At 71.6% G+C, this 17,838-nt stretch carries 19 protein-coding genes; 11 read left to right on the top strand and 8 right to left on the bottom strand.

Annotation, left to right across the window (positions count from 1 at the left end):
- Positions 1-3: 3 nt before the first annotated feature.
- On the bottom strand, positions 4-477 hold the full coding sequence (locus K8556_RS32220) for a hypothetical protein (RefSeq protein ID WP_223743943.1): 474 nt from the start codon (positions 475-477) through the stop codon (positions 4-6).
- Positions 478-692: 215 nt separating this feature from the next.
- Here K8556_RS32220 and K8556_RS32215 point away from each other — a divergent pair, with 215 nt between their 5' ends.
- On the top strand, positions 693-2,942 hold the full coding sequence (locus K8556_RS32215; protein WP_223743942.1) for a spermidine synthase: 2,250 nt from the start codon (positions 693-695) through the stop codon (positions 2,940-2,942).
- Here the strand turns inward: K8556_RS32215 and K8556_RS32210 are convergent.
- The 3 genes from K8556_RS32210 to K8556_RS32200 form a co-directional block, all read right to left on the bottom strand.
- On the bottom strand, positions 2,939-3,712 hold the full coding sequence (locus tag K8556_RS32210) for a YoaK family protein (RefSeq protein ID WP_223743941.1): 774 nt from the start codon (positions 3,710-3,712) through the stop codon (positions 2,939-2,941). The genes K8556_RS32215 and K8556_RS32210 overlap by 4 nt on opposite strands.
- Before the next feature lie 132 nt (positions 3,713-3,844).
- Entirely contained in the window at positions 3,845-4,195 is a 351-nt protein-coding gene (locus K8556_RS32205) for a histidine triad nucleotide-binding protein (protein ID WP_223743940.1), read from the bottom strand.
- Between the two features lie 62 nt (positions 4,196-4,257).
- A complete protein-coding gene (locus K8556_RS32200) occupies positions 4,258-5,802 on the bottom strand; it encodes a hypothetical protein (protein WP_223743939.1) in 1,545 nt (514 codons plus the stop codon).
- 9 nt (positions 5,803-5,811) lie between these two features.
- Here K8556_RS32200 and hprK point away from each other — a divergent pair, with 9 nt between their 5' ends.
- Positions 5,812-6,777 carry an HPr(Ser) kinase/phosphatase gene (gene hprK, locus K8556_RS32195; protein ID WP_223743938.1) on the top strand — a complete coding sequence of 322 codons (966 nt, stop codon included), beginning with the start codon at positions 5,812-5,814 and terminating at the stop codon, positions 6,775-6,777.
- Positions 6,774-7,637: an RNase adapter RapZ gene (gene rapZ / locus K8556_RS32190; protein ID WP_223743937.1), complete on the top strand. Its 864-nt coding sequence runs from the start codon at positions 6,774-6,776 to the stop codon at positions 7,635-7,637. Before hprK ends, rapZ begins: the two co-directional genes overlap by 4 nt.
- Before the next feature lie 21 nt (positions 7,638-7,658).
- Here the strand turns inward: rapZ and K8556_RS32185 are convergent, their stop codons facing one another.
- Positions 7,659-8,501 carry an imm11 family protein gene (locus K8556_RS32185; RefSeq protein ID WP_223743936.1) on the bottom strand — a complete coding sequence of 281 codons (843 nt, stop codon included), beginning with the start codon at positions 8,499-8,501 and terminating at the stop codon, positions 7,659-7,661.
- A 170-nt stretch (positions 8,502-8,671) separates the two neighbouring features.
- Between K8556_RS32185 and K8556_RS32180 the strand changes: the two genes are divergently transcribed.
- A complete protein-coding gene (locus K8556_RS32180; protein WP_223743935.1) occupies positions 8,672-9,820 on the top strand; it encodes an ATPase, T2SS/T4P/T4SS family in 1,149 nt (382 codons plus the stop codon).
- A 13-nt stretch (positions 9,821-9,833) separates the two neighbouring features.
- On the opposite strand, the gene K8556_RS32175 is transcribed toward K8556_RS32180, so the two are convergent.
- Genes K8556_RS32175 through K8556_RS32165 form a run of 3 tightly spaced genes read right to left on the bottom strand, consistent with a single transcriptional unit; the run spans position 9,834 to position 12,455 of the window.
- Positions 9,834-10,235, bottom strand: coding sequence for a hypothetical protein (locus K8556_RS32175; protein WP_223743934.1), 402 nt, complete (start codon positions 10,233-10,235; stop codon positions 9,834-9,836).
- Positions 10,232-11,065: a class I SAM-dependent methyltransferase gene (locus tag K8556_RS32170; RefSeq protein WP_223743933.1), complete on the bottom strand. Its 834-nt coding sequence runs from the start codon at positions 11,063-11,065 to the stop codon at positions 10,232-10,234. The genes K8556_RS32175 and K8556_RS32170 overlap by 4 nt, the downstream gene beginning before the upstream one ends.
- 10 nt (positions 11,066-11,075) lie before the next feature.
- Positions 11,076-12,455, bottom strand: a complete 1,380-nt coding sequence (locus tag K8556_RS32165) for a general secretion pathway protein GspE (protein ID WP_223743932.1) — start codon at positions 12,453-12,455, stop codon at positions 11,076-11,078.
- Positions 12,456-12,610: 155 nt separating this feature from the next.
- On the opposite strand from K8556_RS32165, the gene K8556_RS32160 reads away from it, so the two are divergent.
- The 7 genes from K8556_RS32160 to K8556_RS32130 all read left to right on the top strand — a co-directional run bounded on the left by K8556_RS32160 (position 12,611) and on the right by K8556_RS32130 (position 17,799).
- The gene (locus K8556_RS32160) at positions 12,611-13,642 is read left to right on the top strand and encodes an SPFH domain-containing protein (RefSeq protein WP_370639998.1); all 1,032 of its coding nucleotides are present in this window, start codon (positions 12,611-12,613) and stop codon (positions 13,640-13,642) included.
- A gap of 22 nt (positions 13,643-13,664) precedes the next feature.
- Positions 13,665-14,585, top strand: coding sequence for an NAD+ kinase (locus tag K8556_RS32155; protein ID WP_223743930.1), 921 nt, complete (start codon positions 13,665-13,667; stop codon positions 14,583-14,585).
- Between the two features lie 418 nt (positions 14,586-15,003).
- Entirely contained in the window at positions 15,004-15,426 is a 423-nt protein-coding gene (locus K8556_RS32150; protein WP_014399911.1) for a PTS sugar transporter subunit IIA, read from the top strand.
- A gap of 33 nt (positions 15,427-15,459) precedes the next feature.
- Positions 15,460-15,945, top strand: coding sequence for a PTS sugar transporter subunit IIB (locus tag K8556_RS32145; RefSeq protein WP_223743929.1), 486 nt, complete (start codon positions 15,460-15,462; stop codon positions 15,943-15,945).
- Between the two features lie 4 nt (positions 15,946-15,949).
- Positions 15,950-16,669 (top strand): PTS sugar transporter subunit IIC, encoded by a 720-nt coding sequence (locus K8556_RS32140; RefSeq protein WP_223743928.1) that lies wholly within the window; start codon positions 15,950-15,952, stop codon positions 16,667-16,669.
- Between the two features lie 65 nt (positions 16,670-16,734).
- Positions 16,735-17,487 carry a PTS system mannose/fructose/sorbose family transporter subunit IID gene (locus K8556_RS32135; protein ID WP_370639999.1) on the top strand — a complete coding sequence of 251 codons (753 nt, stop codon included), beginning with the start codon at positions 16,735-16,737 and terminating at the stop codon, positions 17,485-17,487.
- 33 nt (positions 17,488-17,520) lie between these two features.
- Positions 17,521-17,799 carry an HPr family phosphocarrier protein gene (locus K8556_RS32130; RefSeq protein ID WP_120561227.1) on the top strand — a complete coding sequence of 93 codons (279 nt, stop codon included), beginning with the start codon at positions 17,521-17,523 and terminating at the stop codon, positions 17,797-17,799.
- Positions 17,800-17,838: the final 39 nt, after the last annotated feature.

The following is a 17,838-nucleotide window of genomic DNA, read 5'->3' as shown; positions in this document are numbered from 1 at the left end:
GCCTCAACGCCGGGTGCCCGCGTCCATCATCTCCCTGTCCGCGCCGGGCCCGGAGCCGCCCGTGCCCGCATCGAGCCCGGAGCCACCGGTGCCCGCGTCGAGCCCGGAGCCGCCCGTGCCCTCCGAGGCCGTGCCCCGGTAGCTCTCCGCGAGCCCCGTGCCCAGCTCCCGGCTGCCGCCCGTCTGCTGCCCCAGGCCGGTGTTCCCCTCCATCCGGTTGGGGGCCGCGGTGCCGCCGCCCAGCGAGCTCCGGCTGTTGCTGTTGTAGGGCTTGCCGCCGCCCTCCTCACTGGAGGTGTCGCGCAGCGGGCTGCCCGCCCTTTCTCCAGCCGGTTCGGCGCGGGAACGGTGCTGGAGCTGGACGGGGTCCTGGAACGCTCGCGTCTCCTCCGGGGGCGACTCCTTGCCGCAGCCCCAGCCTCCCAGGGCGCCACCCACCAGCAGTCCCAACCCCACCGCGCGCTTGAAGCCCGTCATGTGTTCCCCCTCGGGCGCGACCAACCCCGCGCCTGTCCGTCCGGGAAGTTAGGAACGCTGTCCCCCGGGGCCACCCACCCACGCCGACGGATGCTCGCCCGGTCGCTCGCCGGGCTCCGGGACGTGCCCGTGTTGACAAGACTGTCGCCCTGGCGGGAAACACCCGGAGCGCGGGACCCCTACGCCGTGCGTCTTCCCCCCGCCCCCGAGGCCGCATGGTGCGCTACGCGCTCGCCATCTTCACCAGCGCCTTCCTGCTCTTCGGCGTCCAGCCGCTGGCGGGCCGCTACGCGCTGCCGTGGTACGGCGGCACGCCCGCGGTGTGGACCGCGTGCATGCTGTTCTTCCAGGCCGTGCTGCTCGCGGGCTACGCGTACGCGCACGCGGTGGCCTCCCGGCTGCGCCCGCGCGCGCAGGTCGCCCTGCACCTGGGCCTGCTGGTGGTGGCGCTGGCGGCGCTCGCGGCGCGGGCCTCGTGGACGGGCTCGCCGCTGGCGCCGGGGGACGGCTGGCGCCCCGCGGACGACCACCTGCCCGTGCTCCGGTTGATGCGGATGCTGGCCGCGACGCTGGGCCTGCCCTTCTTCGTGCTCAGCACCACCGGCCCGCTCGTCCAGTCGTGGTTCGCGCGCGCGAGGCCGGAGCGCTCGCCCTACGTGCTCTACGCGCTCTCCAACGCGGGCTCGCTGCTGGCGCTCCTGGGCTACCCGTTCCTCGTGGAGCCCTGGGTGGGCCGGAGCGCGCAGGCGTGGGGCTGGGCCGCGGGCTTCGTCCTCTTCGTCCTCTGCATCCTCGCCTGCGCCCGGGACCTGCTGCGCCGAGCCCCCGCGACGTACGCCCCCGAGTCCTCCACGAGCGCGAGCGCGGAGGCGGTCTCCGAAGAGGACTCCACGGCATCGGCGTCCCTGCGCCCGGGCGTGGGGCGCACGCTGACGTGGCTGGCGCTGAGCACGTGCGCGTCGGTGCTGCTGCTGGCCACGACGAACAAGCTCTCCCAGGACGTGGCGGCGGGCCCCTTCCTGTGGGTGATGCCGCTGGCGGTGTACCTGATCACCTTCATCCTGGCCTTCTCGCGCGAGTCCTTCTACGCGCGCACGCCGTACTCGGTGGGGCTCATCGCCTCCGTGGTGCTGGTGACGTACGCGCACAAGGAGGGCCCCGCGCTGGGCCTGGGGTGGCAGGTGCTCTTCCACGCGTCCGCCCTCTTCACGGGCGCCATGGTGTGCCACGGCGAGCTGTACCGGCGCCGTCCTGCCCCGCGCTACCTGAGCGCCTTCTACCTCTGGGTGTCCGTGGGCGGCGTGCTGGGCGGCGTGTTCGTCAACCTGGTCGCGCCCGCCCTCTTCACCACCTACTGGGAGCACCCGCTGGCGCTGGCCGCGTGCTGCGCGGTGGCCTTCGCGGGGCTGATGCGCAAGCCGAAGGAGGAGACCGCGGTGGCGCGCGGGCAGCGCCTCTTTCGCGGGGCGCTGCTGGTGGGGGTGGCGGTGCACCTGCCGGTGCTCGTCCTCTCCGACCTGGGGCGGGTGCGCTTCGCCGCGCGCAACTTCTTTGGCGTGGTGCGCGTGCTGGAGCTGTCGCCCAACGACCCCCAGCAGCACCAGTACGTCCTGCGCCACGGCGCCATCACCCACGGCTGGCAGTACATCCGCCCGGAGCGCCGCAACCTCCCCACGGCGTACTACACGAAGGACGCCGGCCTGGGGCTCGCGCTCGCGGAGCAGCGCCGGTGGCGGCAGGCGCTGGGGCTGCCCACCGGCCTGCGCGTGGGCATGCTGGGGCTGGGCGTGGGCAACAGCGCCACGCTGATGGCCGCCGGGGACGACGTGCGCTTCTATGAAATCAACCCCGACATCATCGACCTCGCCCGGGGCCAGGGTGGCTTCTTCAGCACGCTGACGGACACGCCCGCGCACGTGGAGGTCGTGGAGGGCGACGCGCGCATCTCCCTGGAGAAGGAGCTGGAGCACGGCTCGCGCCAGTTCGACGTGCTGGCGCTGGACGTCTTCAGCTCGGACGCCATCCCGGTGCACCTGCTCACGAAGGAGGCGGTGGCGCTCTACCTCCAGCACCTGGCGCCGCACGGCGTGCTGGCGCTGCACATCAGCAACCAGCACCTGGACCTGGTGCCCATCAGCCTGGCGCACGCGCGGGCCTCCGGCCTGGCCGCGGCGCTCGTCGCGCGCGACAGCGACGGCGACGCGGTGGCCAGCTCGTGGATGCTGCTGAGCCGGGACCCGGAGTTCTTCTGGGGCTCCACCTTCCACCAGGGCCGGGCGCGCGTGCGCCGGCTGGTGCTGCGCGGCGAGCCGGAGTACGTCTGGACGGACGAGCGCAGCAGCGTGCTCCAGGCACTGCGTCCCATGAACCAGGGGCGCGCCGTCGCCGACCCGAACGTCGCGGACGCGCCCGTGGCCCCGCGGAGCCCGTCCGTGCCGCCCGTGGTCCAGCCCGCGTCGCCCTAGCGGCCCGGCCCGTCGGGGGGCGGCGGCGAGGGCTTCACGGTCAGCCGCACGTCCAGCGCGGCCAGCACGCCCAGCACCGCGCACGGCAGCGCCAGCGTCACGGCCCCGTGGCGCAGGAACAGGTACGGGCCCAGCGTGGAGCCCCCGAGGAACGCCAGCGCCAGGCCCAGGTGCAGCCGCGTGCGCTCGAACTGCACGGCGGAGGGCAGGTCCCTCACGCGGCTCCACAGCCCCATCGCGCCTTCGCCGCGGATGCCGTCGCGCACCCAGGCCAGCATCTGCACCAACTGGATGCCGATGTCCGTGAGCAGCCCCGTCACGTGCGTGGTGCGCACCACCGCGCCGGACACCCGCGTGACGAGCGCGTTCTGCAGCCCCATGGCGAACGCGATGCCCCAGAGCAGCACCGGCGCGCGCGTGCCCGGCATGGACGCCATGCCCACGCCCACGCCGCCCAGCACCAGCACCTCCAGCAGCAGCGCGGCCACGTGCCGGCCCCGCGTGCGGTGGCGCGAGGCATCCAGGAGCCCCGTCGCGCAGAAGGCCCCCGCGACGAACAGCGCCATCAACTGCGCGGGCAGCAGCGCCGTGTCCCAGCGGCCCTGGGCCATGAACTCGCCCAGCATGGCCATGTTCCCGGACATGTGGGACGCATGCGAGCCGAGCGCCACGAACCCCATGGCGTTGACCACGCCGGCCACGGAGGCCAGCAGGACGGCGAGGCGGGAGTAGGCACGGCGGGACTGGGGTGACGACTGGGAACTGAACATGACGGGCGGGCCCACCCTGGAAGAAGGGCGGGCCGCGCGCCCGGGAACGCTAGCACCCGGCGCCCCGGAGCGCGTGTCACTCCGCCGGGGCGGACGGCCCGTGGCCAGCCCGGAAGCCAGCCCGGAAGCCGGCTAGCCCGGCGGCCAGTGCAGGGTGCGGCCCGCGAGCAGGTGCAGGTGGATGTGGAACACCGTCTGGCCCGCGTCGCGCTGGGTGTTCATCACCACGCGGTAGCCCGTGTCCGCGAAGCCCCGCTCGCGCGCCACCTTCGCCGCGCCCATGTAGATGCTGCCCACCAGCTCCCGGTCCTCCACCGTGATGTCGTTCACCGTGGGGATGTGCTTGCGCGGGATGAACAGCACGTGGGTGGGGGCCTGGGGGTTGATGTCCTCGAAGGCCAGGCAGTTCTCGTCCTGGTAGACGACCTTCGCCGGGATGAGGCCATCGCGAATCTTGCAGAAGAGGCAGTCGGATTCGGGCATGGCCGTGGCTTACCAACCCGCAGGTGGCGCAGGAAGGGTCTTCCGTGTCCCAACTGTCCCGCTCAGGGCAGTCGCCACGAGTAGCCGGGGTCCGGCGTGCAGTCCGCCACGGGCAGCTTCACCAGCGCCAGCGGGCCGTCCTGGACCAGCAGCGTGCCCGCGCCCTCGAAGCCCGCCCGGGTGATGACGTGGCTGAAGCGGCCGGAGTCCCGTCCGGGGCCGGTGTGGGGATACAGCGGCACCTTCCGGTGGAAGTAGCTGTAGCCCCCCGTCCACGCCAGGTGCACCGCCTCCACCTTGAGGCCGCACACGTCGTCGCGCCGGCCCGCCGCCTCCAGCAGCCGGTTGACGGGGCCCTGGTCGTCCCAGGCGCTGTCCCTGGGGCGCACGCGTTCGTACTGGCCCACGTCCCCGAAGGTGAGCGCGCCCGCGCCCGCGCCGGACAGGAGCGCCCCCGCCACCACCGCGACCGTGGCGGTGGCCCTCGCCGGGGCGCCGCGCAGCAGCCGCAGGGCGGAGTCCAGCCCCACGCCCGCGAGCGCCGCGAACAGCGGCAGCACCGGCACCAGGAAGCGCAGCTCCTTGTGCGGCTGGTTCGCGTGCAGGAGGAAGAAGGCCGCGGCCAGGAGGGACAGCCCCCACGCCCGGGGCACGGCCAGCACGGCCAGCGCGGCCGTGAAGACGGTCAGCACCGGCATGGCCGTGCGCAGGACGCGCGGGTAGTACTCGAAGGGCTCCGTGCCCCACTGGGCCGCCTTGCCCTGCACCACGTTGAAGTCCAGGTAGACGATGGCCGAGTGGAACCACCGCCCCCAGGTGAGCCTGTCCAGCAGCCCGAAGGCCAGCGCCCACCCGGACAGCACCGCCAGCGCCACGCCCGCCTGCCGCCACTGGCGCCGGCAGAGGAGCACCGCCACCAGGCCCGCGCAGAAGACGCCGTTCTGCAGCCGCAGGAGCACGGCCAGCCCCAGCAGGGACGCGCCGGTGACGAGCGCGCGCCGGGACGCGGCCCGCGGCAGCGCCAGGGCCAGGCCCAGGGCCACCGGCAGCACGGAGGCGTTCTCGCTCATGGCCCGGGGCGCGAAGTACAGCGGCACGGACGCCAGGGCGAACAGGGCCGCCCCGCCGGAGGCCGCCAGCGTGGAGGCCCCGCACGCGCGGGCGAGCCGCCACGTGGCCCACGCCGTCGCCGCGCCCACCAGCGCGAAGAAGCCCTTCACCAGGGACAGGTAGCCCGCCGGGTCCGTCAGCCCCACCATCCGCCCCAGCCCCAGCACCGCCGCCACCAGCCCGGGCAGGGCCCAGTTCCGGGCCCCCTGGACGAACTCCCAGGCGACGAGCCCATAGCCGTAGACCAGGCGGTGGGCCGGCTCCAGGCTCTGGTAGACCTCGTCCGGCCAGTAGATGCCGTCGTCGTGGAGCGCCCGGTACAGGCGCAGGGCCGCGCCCAGCACGAGCACGCCCCCCAGCAGGAGGAGGCCCAGCCGGCGCTCGAAGGGGGCTTCGCCTGGAGCTCCGGAACCGCCCCCGGGGGCGGTTGTAGGGGAGGCGGGGGGGACGGCGGACACGGTGCGGTTCACCTCCGGAGGCCGGTGGGTGATATCCACGTCCTGACGATGAAATCCATTCGCATCTCCCAGCTCCTCGAGGACCAGGGCCACGACCTGCGGCTGACCCTGATGGCGGGCACCCAGGGGCTGGCGCGCACGGTGGACTCCTCGCGCATCCAGAAGCCCGGCCTGGCGCTGGCGGGCTTCACGGAGCACCTCCACCCGCACCGCGTCCAGGTCTTCGGCAACACCGAAATCTCCTACCTGGCCACCCTGCCGGAGGACGCGCAGCACGCCTCGCTGGCCAAGCTCTTCAGCGAAGAGGACCTGGCGTGCGTGGTGGTCACCAAGGCGCTGGACGTGCCGCGCGCGCTGGTGGACGCCTGCGAGGCGGCGGGCCTTGCGCTGATGAAGACGCCGCTGCTCTCCAGCGAGTTCATCCAGCGGGTGCAGAGCTTCCTGGAGGACGCGCTCACGGAGTCCAGCAGCCTGCACGGCGTGCTGATGGACGTCTTCGGCGTGGGCATCCTGCTGCTGGGCAAGAGCGGCATCGGCAAGAGTGAAATCGCGCTGGACCTGGTGATGCGCGGCCACCGGCTGGTGGCGGACGACATCGTGGACGTCACCCGGCGCAAGGGGGCCGTCTATGGCGCGGGCAACCCGGTCATCAAGCACCACATGGAGATTCGCGGACTGGGCATCATCAACATCAAGGACCTCTTCGGAGTGTCCGCCGTCCGGGAGCAGAAGAAGATTGAGCTTGTGATCGAGCTGCAGGAATGGGATCCGCACCAGGAGTACGACCGCCTGGGCGTGGAGGACAAGCACCTGCAGATTGTCGGCGTGGACATCCCCCTGTCGGTCGTCCCGGTGCGTCCTGGACGCAACATGGCCACCATCGTGGAGGTGGCCGCGCGCAACCAACTGTTGAAGCTTCAGGGCCACCATTCGGCGCGAGAGTTCGCCGAGCGACTCAATCGAGCCATCGCCCAGGGGGCGATGCGCCGCACCTTGGGAGAAGAGGTCGAGTGACCGCCCCCGCGAAGCAGATCATCGTCATCACCGGCATGTCAGGTTCCGGTAAGTCCACCGCCATTCGCGCGCTGGAGGACGCCGGCTTCTTCTGCATCGACAACCTGCCGGTGCTCCTCCTGCCCAAGCTCACGGAGCTGGCGGGGGGCGGCAACATCGAGCGCATGGCGCTGGTGATGGACGCGCGTGAGGGCGTCTTCCTCAAGGACGCGCCCCGCGTGCTCGCGGACGTGCGCCGCGCGGGCCACCAGGTGGACGTGCTCTTCCTGGACGCCAGCGACGACAGCCTCATGCGCCGCTTCAGCGAGACGCGCCGCCGTCACCCGCTGGCCCCGGAGGGCACGGTGGCGGAGGGCATCCACCGGGAGCGTGAGGCGCTCAAGGACCTGCGGGAGCTGGCGGACCAGGTCATCGACTCGTCGGCGCTCAACGTGCACGACCTGAAGCGCATGGTGCAGGGGCGCTTCAGCCCGGAGCCCACGACGGGGCCCAGCCTGTCCATCATGTCCTTCGGCTACCGGTACGGCGTGCCGCCGCAGGCGGACCTGGTCTTCGACGTGCGCTTCCTGCCGAACCCGTACTTCGTGCCGGAGCTCAAGGGGCTCACGGGCAAGAACCCGAAGGTGTCCGGGTACGTGCTGGAGCGCGAGGAGACGCAGGCGTTCCTGGAGAAGGTCGTGGACCTCTGCCGGTTCCTGTTCCCGCGCTACCAGAAGGAGGGCAAGGCGTACCTCACGGTGGCGCTGGGGTGCACGGGCGGCAAGCACCGCTCGGTGGCGCTGGCGGCGGAGATGGTGCGCCGGCTGTCCGCGGACTACGGCCGCGTGCAGTTGTGGGACCGGGACATCGAGAAGGAGTAGTCCGGCCCGGCTCCGGAGCCTTCAGTGCCGGGTGTCCGTCACGGGCGTGAAGCGCGCGCCGGTGACGCCCTCCTTCTCCAGGGCCTCCTTCACGACCTCGGAGACGACGAGGGTGACGGGCCAGCCCCAGGGGCGGAACACGCGGGCGCGGCCCACCGGGTCGGGGTCGATGCGCAGGCCGCGCACGGAGCGGTACTGGCCCACGCGCGCGGGGATGCCGTCGCCGGGGCCATAGCGGTGGATCTCCAGGCAGGCGGCTTCGTCCACGCAGCGGATGAGGCGCGTGGCGACGACGAGGAAGTACGGCTCCGGCTGTCCCTCGATGTGCACGGGGATGAGCTGCACGTCCTCGGGCGCCAGGCGCGCGAACACGGCGGCGACGCGCGGGTGCACCACGGGGGTGAGGCCGGCGCCGGCGAGGCTGAAGTCCAGCGGCGCGGCCCGCTGCTCGTTGGGGATGTGGAGGGGGCCGGGCGGGTCCACGGGGCGCCCGGCGGTGAACATCCACACGTCGCCCACCACCTTGTCCTCCAGGTCCAGCGGGTCGCCGGGCTCCCAGCGGCCGGGGGCGCGGAAGTCGTCGTGCAGGTCGTAGAAGCGCGGGGGGGTGACGCCCGCGCGGCGGGACGTCTTGCGGTTGCTGACGTGCGGGGCGGCCCCGTGCGCGACGATGCGGACGGCCGGGCGGCGCGGGCGGCTGGTGCGGACCGGAGGCGAGGCCTCCTCCGCGACCGACGCGCGGGAGCGCCGGGGCGAGGCGACGGTGGGTTCGGTACCGCCGGGCAGGCTCTGCCGGTCCGGGGGGCTGCTTTCGGAGGGGCGGAGCCACAGCCGTCGCAGCGCGTTGGTGAGACGCCTGAACATCAAGCGATGTTACCCAAGCGCCCGCTGGAGGGGAGCCCCTACCGTGGGGCTTTCTCGCCCGTCCTCAAGGCAGGCCGGCAGCCGTACCGGTTTCCAAGGAGGAGAGGGTTGCCCGGGGTTCCGTTTCCCCCGTGGCCGGGGCTTGAGACGCCATGCCATGGTCCGCGCCCATGACGACTCCGAGCCCGAAGTCCGAAGCGCCCGCCACGCCGGAAGCCGTGTTCGCCAGCCTGCTCCAGAAGCTGGAGGAGTCGGGGCGGGCGCCCTCTGGGACGGCCGTATCGCCGAGGACGCCGGAAGCCCTGGCGGCGGCCCTCTTCGACGTCGCGGGGCGGACGGGCGCGGCGATGTTCTCCGTCTGGGCGGCGGACGACACGGACCGCGCCGAGGACGAGGACGACAGCGGCGAAGAAGCCCGGGCGGAGACGGGCGGCCGGGTCCTCAACGCGGGCATCACGCTGTACTTCATCGAGAAGGACTCGCCGGACCGCGTGGGGCTGCTGGGGGCGGAGCGGGTGCCGGTGCGTCAGCCCCTGGCGTACGAGCTGTATCGGCCGCTGGGGAAGGCGCTGGCGGAGCACGCGAAGCGGGGCGCGGATCCGGTGATGCCGGACCGGGGCCGCGCGACCTTCCCGGCGGGCGCGGCGGATCCGGACCTCGAGTTCCGCGTGTCGTTCCGCGAAGACGCGCTGGGCACCTGGACCACGGCGCTGGCCCGGGACCGGGAGGCGCGTCAGGCGTACCCGAGCATCTCCAGCCTCCCGCTCTCCGCCGAAGCGGCGGCGTTCCTCCAGGGGCTCTTCAGCCGCCTGGACAGGACGCTGTTCAACGGCCGGATGGTGCTGCTCACGGGAGCCTCCAACACGGGCCGCAGCACGACCTTGCGAGCCGTGATGGATGCGCTGCCTGACAACGTGCACACGCTGGCGGCGGTGGAGGAGCCGAAGGGCGGACCGGGAGGTGCGACCGGCGTCGTGAAGGTGGGCGGGGAGCTGAAGCTGGTGCAGGCGCTGCGTTCATTCCTGCGGCAGGACCCGGACCTCCTCTTCGCGGACGAGGTGCGCACGCTGGAGGACATGCGGATGCTCTGCACTGCGTCGCAAACGGGACACGCCACGGTCTGCGTCCTGGAGGCGAAGACCCCCGAGGAGGGCTACGCCTGGTTGGGTGAAGCGATGCCCGGAGTCCCCACGTATGCGCTCATCGTGCATCACACGCGTGACGCGGCGACGGGTGCCCTCGTGATGACGCTCCACGAGACGAAGCCCACGGAGGATGGCGACACGCTGCACGTCGTCCCGTGGTCGCCGCAGGGGTGATGAGGATTTCGATTCAGCGTGATGCCGGACGCCTGGAGTCGCGGCTGACGGGCTTGTTCAGCTTGCGCATCACCGGGAAGAGGGTCCCGATGGTCTCCTTCTCTACGGCGTACCGGAAGTGGAATGGAGGCCCCGCACCCAGGGGACTCCACCCCGCCGCGAGTGCCCGCCGGATGACGTCGCGAACGATGCCCGGAGTAACGCCGGTCTGATGCGGGGCCATCCAGTTGTCCGGCCGGCTGATGCCAAGGTCGACGACGAGCACGCTCCGCGGGACTTCCTCACTGGCCTGGACCGCCAGGAGCATGGGGGAGTCGTTGACGCCTTGGGCATACGTGGGCGTTTTCCGGATGCGCCAATCGTAATGGGTTTCACCGAAGAGAACCCGGCGAGTGCCCTTCTTGGGAAGCGTCATGTCGCGAGGACCTCCCGTGTCGCCATCAGTTGCCGCATGCCCCACCGCAACGGAACGCTGCCATCCGAGCGTCGCAGCGGTTCCACGGCTTGGAGGAACGAGGCCTTGAGTGACGCCTGTGCCGCCGGAGACAAGCGGTCCGCGTCATACGTCGTGAGCAGCGACTCCCAGACCTCCTGAGGGGGCCCATCCCCCTGCACGGAGAGGGACCGCACCGTGACGTCCACGAAGCCCTCGGCGAAGAGTGCTCGCAGCCCATCGCTGGAACGGACCTTCGCATCGCCCAGCCGCGTGGGAGGAACGGCCGCGGCGTTCTTCATGAGCCCGGCGAACACCTCCAGCGCATTGCCCGGCACCAGGTCTCCCCCGACGACGATGGACACCCGTCCGCCCGGCTTCAGCACACGCCGAAGCTCCGCGAGCACGGTCTCCACGTCGTCCATCAGCATGAGCGCCAGGTGGCTCAGCACGACGTCGACACTGGCATCCCCGAACGGAAGCGACTGCGCCCGTCCCTGGAACAACGTCGCTGTCCCGTTCAACCGCGCCCGTGCCGCAGCAAGCTCGTGCTCGCTCATGTCGAGCCCCAGCAGAGACAGCCCTGGCTGCTTCCTCCGGGCAAGCAGCTCCAGGAGGTATCCATCCCCACAAGCCAGGTCGAGCACCGTCAGGGGGCGCGCATCGTGAGGCACGACCGCCTCCAGCAGCGCATAGCTCGAAGGCGCCGTCCCACCCTCGACCTCGACCGGAGCGGAAGCGAACCACCGCGAGGTCACTCCGGCGAGGCGTGCATGGAAGTCCAGCAGGTACGACTCGGAAGGGGAGGGCATGGGCACCTCTTCAGCGCCGGGGCTTCTTCTGTCCCGCGTTCGTGGCTTCAGCGGTGAGCGCCAGCACGGAGTACAGGTTCATCGTGTAGACGCTGTTCTCCGGCTCCAGGTCGGAGGCCTTCTGGAAGAACGCACTGGCGCGTTCGTAGTCACGCTGGTGGTTCAGGAGGATCATCCCCATGCGGTTGTAGAGCGGCGCGGGCTTTTGCAGGAGCCCGATGCTCCGCTCCAGCAGGTCCAGCGCCTCCGCCATCTTCCCCGCCTGCTCCAGCCGCACCACGCGCTGGAGCACCTCCTCCTGCGCGTCCTCCTTCCTGGCCGCTGGAGCCACGGGAGAAGGCATCGGCGCCTGCCGCGGAGCCTGGGCACGGGCCGCTGGAGCCGCAGGGGCAGCCGCCACCTTCGCGGCCGGAGCCGGCGGCGCGGTCTTCGGCTCACCCCGCCCGAACACCGGCGTCCCATCTCCGGAGAACGCCACCTCCGCCGACGCCAGCGTGCCCACCAGCTTCGTCACGCCGCGCTCCGACAGCGACTCGAACACCGCGCGCAGCTCCAGCTCCGTCACCTGGGTGATCATCGCCATGTCCGACAGCGCCGTGCGCCCGTCCACGAACGACAGCACGTACGCCTCGAACGGGCTCAGCGGCCGGTTCACCAGGTCCAGCCCCGCCACGATGACCGGCCGCACCGGCGGCCCCTTCGCCTTCGCCTGCGCCTGGAACGTCACCACCCGCGTCGCCTCCTGCTGCGGCGGACGCGGCACGCCGCGCGCTCCCGTCTGCTCCGGCTTCGTGAGCAGCGCGCGCACCAGCGACACGTTGTCCCGCGGCGGCAGGTCCTCCACGCTCCTCACGAGCAGCAATTCACAGCGCGCGCACTGGAAGTCCCCCGGCTTGCACGACGCGCCACAGTGCGGACACGCCAGGTCCTCCGGCGGGTGCTCGAAGGCGTGCGCGTCCGCGTAGTAGTGCTTGCGGATGGCCGCGCGGATGGACCTGCGCACCGCCACGAACGGCAGCACCTGCGCCACGCCCACCGTCTTGGCTACCTCCTCCAACGCCCGCTGCCGCTGCGGCTCGGAGATGGCCACGTACAGCGCGTCCTGCGCCAGCCGCAGCGGCATGAAGTCGAAGCCCTCCGCCAGCCGCACCGGCACCCGCTCCAGCAGGCCCGGTTCCACCTTCGCCTGCGCCAGCTTCTCCGTGGACACGAAGCGCGTCTTCAGCTCCTGCGCCAGCAGCCGCAACACCGGCGTCTCGTCCACGCCCAGCCGCACCAGGCACTCGCCCAGCTTCAGCCCCGTCTCCTTCTGCCGCGCGAGCGCCCGGGACAACACCTCCGGCGTCAGCACTCCATCCAGGATCAACTGCTCCCCGAGCTTGCGCGTCATGCCCCCGATTCAAGGACGCCCAAGCCCACCCCGTCCACCGGCATCCACGCCACCTACACCGCTTTCCCGCACACCTTGTTGCGAACGTGTATGGAGGACACTAAGATGGTGTCGAAGTTACACAAACCACCACGGCAGGTGAGGGGGATTCGCGGATGTTCATCGGATACATGAAGTCAACGCCGACCACGTACGTGATGCAGTACCGGGACGGCGAGGTGGTCCGGGAGGGCGCGGGCCTGTCGTTCCTCTATTGGAAGCCGGCGACGACGCTGGTGGCGGTGCCCCTGTCCAGCGCGGACGTCCCGTTCGCCTTCAACGAGGTCACCCGCGACTTCCAGCCGGTGACGATTCAGGGGCAACTGACGTACCGGGTCGAGGACCCGCGCCGGCTGGCGGGGCTGCTGGACTACTCGCTCACCCCGGGAGGCCGTCACCGCTCGGAGGACCCGGAGAAGCTGGCGGACCGGCTGGTGCAGGCCGCGCAGGTGCGCGCCCGCGCGGTGGTGCAGTCCCTGAGCCTGCGCGAGGTGCTGGTGCAGTCCGACCTGCTGGAGGCCCGGGTGCTCGCGGCGCTGGCGGAGGCGGAGTCCGTGAAGTCGCTGGGCGTGCACGTGATGGCCTTCTCCGTGCTCTCCATCCAGCCCACGCCGGAGATGGCGCGAGCCCTGGAGGCCGCCGCGCGCGAGGCCCTCCAGCGTGAAGCGGACGAGGCCATCTACGCCCGCCGCAACGCGGCCGTGGAGCAGGAGCGCCGCATCAAGGAGAGCGAGCTGGCCACGGAGCTGGTGGTGGAGGAGCGCCAGCGCCAGATTCGCGAGGCGAAGATGGCCGCGGACATCGCGGTGGAGGAGCAGCGCGCCGCCCTCATGGAGCGCTGGGCCCAGAACGAGCGCCAGTCCGCGGACGCGCGCGCGTACACCCTGGAGAAGACGCTGGAGCCGGTGAAGAACGTGGATTGGAAGACGCTGCTGGCCACGTCCGCCAACGGCGGCGACCCCGCGCTCCACATCGCCCTGGCCTTCCGCGAGATGGGCGAGAACGCGGAGCGCATCGGCGAGCTCAACGTGTCGCCGGACCTGCTGCGCTCGCTCCTGCCCTCGGACGTGGGCCCGAACCCGGGACCCCGCTCGGGTTCCAAGCCGAACAAGCCCGGCCGCGCGGACGTGCAGCACTTCGACCGCTGAAGGCCCTGGAAGGAGTCACGCCATGTTCGAGAAGGTCGTCCTCGTCACGCGCAAGACGCGGCTGGCGGACCTGGTGGTCCGCTTCAACACGAAGAAGCAGGCGAAGTTCTACGTGGAGCACAACGGCCAGGACTTCCACGGCTTCGAGGCGGAGGACGACGTCTACCGCCGCGCGGTGGACGGCCTGCGCTCGCGGCTGGATGTGGGGCTGCCGGTGCAGCAGGTGGACCGCTCGCTCGTGCCCACCTTCCTCTTCACCGGCAAGGAGGTGGTGGTGGCGGTGGGGCAGGACGGGCTCGTCGCAAACGTGGCCAAGTACGTGGGCAGCCAGCCGCTCGTGGGCGTGAACCCGGATCCGGACCGTTTCGACGGGGTGCTGCTGCCCTTCCTCCCGCGCGACGCCCGGGCCGCCGTGCAGCGCACCCTGGAGGGCCGCGCGAGGCTGCGCGAGGTGCAGCTCGCGGAGGCGCGGCTCCAGGACGGCCAGCGGCTGCTCGCCTTCAATGACCTGTTCATCGGCGCGCGCACGCACGTGTCCGCCCGCTACCAGCTCCGCCACGGCGGGAAGGAGGAGTCGCAGTCCTCCAGCGGCGTGCTCGTGTCCACGGGCGCGGGCTCCAGCGGGTGGCTGTCCTCCGTGTTCGCGCTCGCGCGGGGCCTCACCCGCTGCACGGGCGGCACGCCGGGGAAGCCCTGGACGCTCGGCTGGGAGGACGCGCGGCTCGCCTTCGTCGTGCGCGAGCCCTTCGTCAGCCGTCACTCCGGCGCGGACCTCGTCGGCGGATTCGTCACCGCCGAGCAGGAGCTGGTGCTCGAGTCCCGCATGCCCCAGGGCGGCGTCATCTTCAGCGACGGCATGGAGGAGGACTTCCTCACCTTCGGCGCCGGCGCCACCGCGCGCATCCGGCCCGCCGAGCAGAGGGCTCGCCTGGTCGTCCACTGAGACACCGCACCCGATGTAACGGGTCCCCAGAACCCGGCGCGCCCCGAGTACCGGTGGACCTCGCGGGCCCTCCTGGGATTCCCAGGTGATACCGCCGCTCCCGCGCGATGGCACGGCCGGCTCCCTACCCACCGAGCGGGGACACCGGCCTCGTCCCGCGGGGCACGCACCGCGGGGCCACACCGCGCATCTCCTCTAGCGTGGGGAGACCGCGCCCGGCTCCCCGTCCGGCAGACGACACCGTGTCCCTTCCCCGGACCTGAAATTCCAGGCATGGTGGGCGCAGTCGCCTTACCTTCGAAGCGAAGTGGTTGGGGCAGCGGTTCCCAGGTGCAGGCGGAAAACTTCGCCGGAGTTGCGTCCGGTCGTTGATGGGCGTAGGACGCAAATCTCCCGGGAAGTGGCTCAGGGGTGATCAATGGTCGGCCTCGTCATCGCATCGCACGGGCGTCTCGCGGATGAGCTTGTCTCTACCGCTGAACAGATCGTGGGCAAGCTGCCCGCCGTGGCCACCTGCAACATCGAGCCGGGGGCTCCCGTCGAGGACCTCCGCGCCAAGATGAAGCAGGCGGTGAAGGCCGTGGATGAAGGGGACGGCGTCATCATCATGGCCGACCTCTTCGGAGGGACCCCCTGTAAGGAATCGCTGATGATGTGTCAGCGGATGAATCTGGAAGTCCTGGCCGGCGTCAATCTGCCCATGCTGCTGAAGGCCAACTCGCTCCGTTCGGAGCAGATGGCCCTGTCGGACATGGCCAACCAGCTGGCGTCGTACGGCCAGCGCAACATCACCTGTGCATCCGCCCTGCTTCGCGAGGCCCAGCAGCAGCCGCGAACTTGACGGACCCGTACGGGTCGGCGATTCGAGACTGTCGTGATCACCCTGGTCCGCGTCGACAACCGCCTCATCCACGGTCAGGTGGTCGAAGCCTGGCTCCCCCACCTCAAGGTGTCCCGAGTGGTGGTGGCGGACGATGAGGCGGCCTCCAGTCCCCTCATCCGTGCCGCCATGGCGCTCGCCGTGCAGAGCGCCATCGAGGTGCAGATCCTCCCCCTGGCCCAGGTGGACTTCGCCGCCCTGTCCAGGGACGGCGTGCGCACGCTGGTGCTCCTGAGGGACGTCGCCTCCGTGCCCTTCGCCTTCCAGCACGGGCTGGTGATGGACCAGCTCAACCTGGGCAACGTGCACTTCGGCACCGGGAGGCGGCAGGTGTCGCCGTCCGTCTTCCTGGCGGAAGGGGAGCTGCAGGCCCTCCAGCAGTTGTCCGCGCAGGGCGTGCGCGTGGAGGCGCGCGCCGTGCCCGCGGAGAAGTCCGTGGACCTGCCGGACCTGACCGAGCGCTGGTCGAAGGCCGGGTGAGCCGGTGAACGTCGGCTGGACCCAGGTGGCGCTCGCGTGTCTCTGGGGGGGCCTGGTGGCCGTGGAGCGCAAGGCGTTCCTCCAGGCCATGCTGTCCCGGCCCCTGGTGGCCGCCACGTTCATGGGCGCCCTGTTGGGCGACGTGGGCGGGGGCCTGTCCGTCGGCATGCTGCTGGAGCTGTTCTACCTGGGCACCGCCAACCTGGGCGCCTCCCTGCCGGAGAACGACACGCTCGCGGCCACCGGCACCGCCGCCGCCGCGGCCACCCTCACCGCCGCCACCGGCGCGGGCTCCACGCCGGCCATCTGGTCGCTCGCCGTGCTGCTCTTCATCGGGCTGGGGCGGGTGGGGCGCAGGCTGGACCGGCTGCTGGAGGGCTACTCCGCCCGGCTCGCGCGCGTGGCGCTGGCGTCCGCGGAGGCCGGCAACCTCCACCGCGCCATGCGGCAGAACCTGTGGGGCATGTGGCCGCACTTCGCGGCCTACGGCGCCATCACCGGCGCGTGCGCCATGGCCGGCTACTTCCTGGAGCCGCTGATGGTGGCGCTGCCGCACGGGATGGTGCGCGGCCTGGCGTGGGCGTACCCGGCCATGGCGTCCGTGGCGGCGGCCATCGCCGCGCAGTCCAGCCACGCGAAGCGCGCGCCCCTGTACGCGGGCCTGGCCGCGGCGGCCGTCACCGCGGCGGTGGTGCTGGTGCAGTTGCAGGAGCAGCGGCCTTGAGCTCGACGCCCACGCCCACGCCCGCGCCTCCGGTTCCCGCCGCCGCGCCGGCCTTCACGCCGCCCGTGCGGCTGTCGCGGGGCACGCTCCTGCGCGTGTTCCTGCGCTCGCTCTTCCTCCAGGCGTCGTGGAACCCCAAGGGCATGCAGAACCTGGGGCTCGCGTACGCGGTGTACCCGGCGCTGGCGAAGCTGTACCCGCCGGGCCCGCAGCGCGAGGCGGCGGTGCGCAGGCACCTGGTCTTCTTCAACACGCACCCCTACGTGGCGGCGGCCATCGTGGGCGGCGTGGTGAACCACGAACAGAAGATTGCCCGGGGGGAGGAGACGCCGGACCGGGTGGTGGGCTTCAAGGCGGCGCTGATGGGGCCGCTCGCGGCGCTGGGGGACGGGTTCTTCTGGCTGTCCCTCAAGCCCGCGGTGGGCGGGCTGTGCGCGGCCATGGTGCCGCTGTTGGGCGTCTGGGCGGTGGCGCTCTTCCTGGTGCTGTACAACCTGGTGCACCTGCTCTTGCGCATCCGGCTGTACTGGCTGGGCCTGAGTCTGGGAGACCGGTTGGTGGAGGCCGTGGCGCGGGTGAACCTGCCCGCCAAGGGCGCGCGGCTCCGGGGCGTGGCGGCGGCGAGCGCGGGCGGCCTGGCCGCGTGGCTGGCGGTGAGCTTCGGGGCGACGGCGGGCGGGACGTGGGCGCCGTTCCTGGCGGTGGGGTGCCTGGCGGTGGGCGTGTTGGCGTACGTGCTCGTCAACCGGCGCGTCCCCACCTACGTGGTCCTCTACGTCGCGGCGGGATTGGCCTGCGCGGCGGGAGCCTTTCTGTGAGTACGAACAGTCGAGTGAAGCGGGAGTCGCACGATGGCCAGTGAAGCCGAGGGAACCTTCGAGATCATCAACGCGCTGGGGCTGCACGCCCGGGCCGCGGCGCAGATGGTCAAGGTGGCCAATCGCTTCAAGAGCGAGGTCTTCATCAAGGCCTCCGGGCAGCGCGCCAACGCCAAGTCCATCATGGGCGTGCTGATGCTCGCGGCGGCCCAGGGCACCCAGGTGACCCTCACCTGCAAGGGCGAGGACGCCGAGGCCTGCTTGTCCGAATTGAAAAAGCTCATCGAGGACCGGTTTGGCGAAGCGCAGTGAGCGTCCAAAGGGGCGTTAGACTCCCCGTGAGGTCAGGAG

The organism is Corallococcus sp. AS-1-12 (genome assembly GCF_020036995.1).
Classification (GTDB): Bacteria; Myxococcota; Myxococcia; order Myxococcales; family Myxococcaceae; genus Corallococcus.
The sequence above is the reverse complement of the archived record's forward strand: the minus strand, read 5'-3'. Positions and strand labels throughout refer to the sequence as shown.

Coding starts and splice junctions, on each gene's coding strand:
- K8556_RS32185 (WP_223743936.1), bottom strand. CDS start 8,501: ATGTTCAGGCGTCTCACCAACGCGCTGCGACGGCTGTGGCTCCGCCCC.
- hprK (WP_223743938.1), top strand. CDS start 5,812: ATGAAATCCATTCGCATCTCCCAGCTCCTCGAGGACCAGGGCCACGAC.
- K8556_RS32155 (WP_223743930.1), top strand. CDS start 13,665: ATGTTCGAGAAGGTCGTCCTCGTCACGCGCAAGACGCGGCTGGCGGAC.
- K8556_RS32215 (WP_223743942.1), top strand. CDS start 693: ATGGTGCGCTACGCGCTCGCCATCTTCACCAGCGCCTTCCTGCTCTTC.
- K8556_RS32210 (WP_223743941.1), bottom strand. CDS start 3,712: ATGTTCAGTTCCCAGTCGTCACCCCAGTCCCGCCGTGCCTACTCCCGC.
- K8556_RS32175 (WP_223743934.1), bottom strand. CDS start 10,235: ATGACGCTTCCCAAGAAGGGCACTCGCCGGGTTCTCTTCGGTGAAACC.
- K8556_RS32170 (WP_223743933.1), bottom strand. CDS start 11,065: ATGCCCTCCCCTTCCGAGTCGTACCTGCTGGACTTCCATGCACGCCTC.
- K8556_RS32220 (WP_223743943.1), bottom strand. CDS start 477: ATGACGGGCTTCAAGCGCGCGGTGGGGTTGGGACTGCTGGTGGGTGGC.
- K8556_RS32160 (WP_370639998.1), top strand. CDS start 12,611: ATGTTCATCGGATACATGAAGTCAACGCCGACCACGTACGTGATGCAG.
- K8556_RS32180 (WP_223743935.1), top strand. CDS start 8,672: ATGACGACTCCGAGCCCGAAGTCCGAAGCGCCCGCCACGCCGGAAGCC.
- K8556_RS32150 (WP_014399911.1), top strand. CDS start 15,004: ATGGTCGGCCTCGTCATCGCATCGCACGGGCGTCTCGCGGATGAGCTT.
- K8556_RS32165 (WP_223743932.1), bottom strand. CDS start 12,455: ATGACGCGCAAGCTCGGGGAGCAGTTGATCCTGGATGGAGTGCTGACG.
- K8556_RS32130 (WP_120561227.1), top strand. CDS start 17,521: ATGGCCAGTGAAGCCGAGGGAACCTTCGAGATCATCAACGCGCTGGGG.
- K8556_RS32205 (WP_223743940.1), bottom strand. CDS start 4,195: ATGCCCGAATCCGACTGCCTCTTCTGCAAGATTCGCGATGGCCTCATC.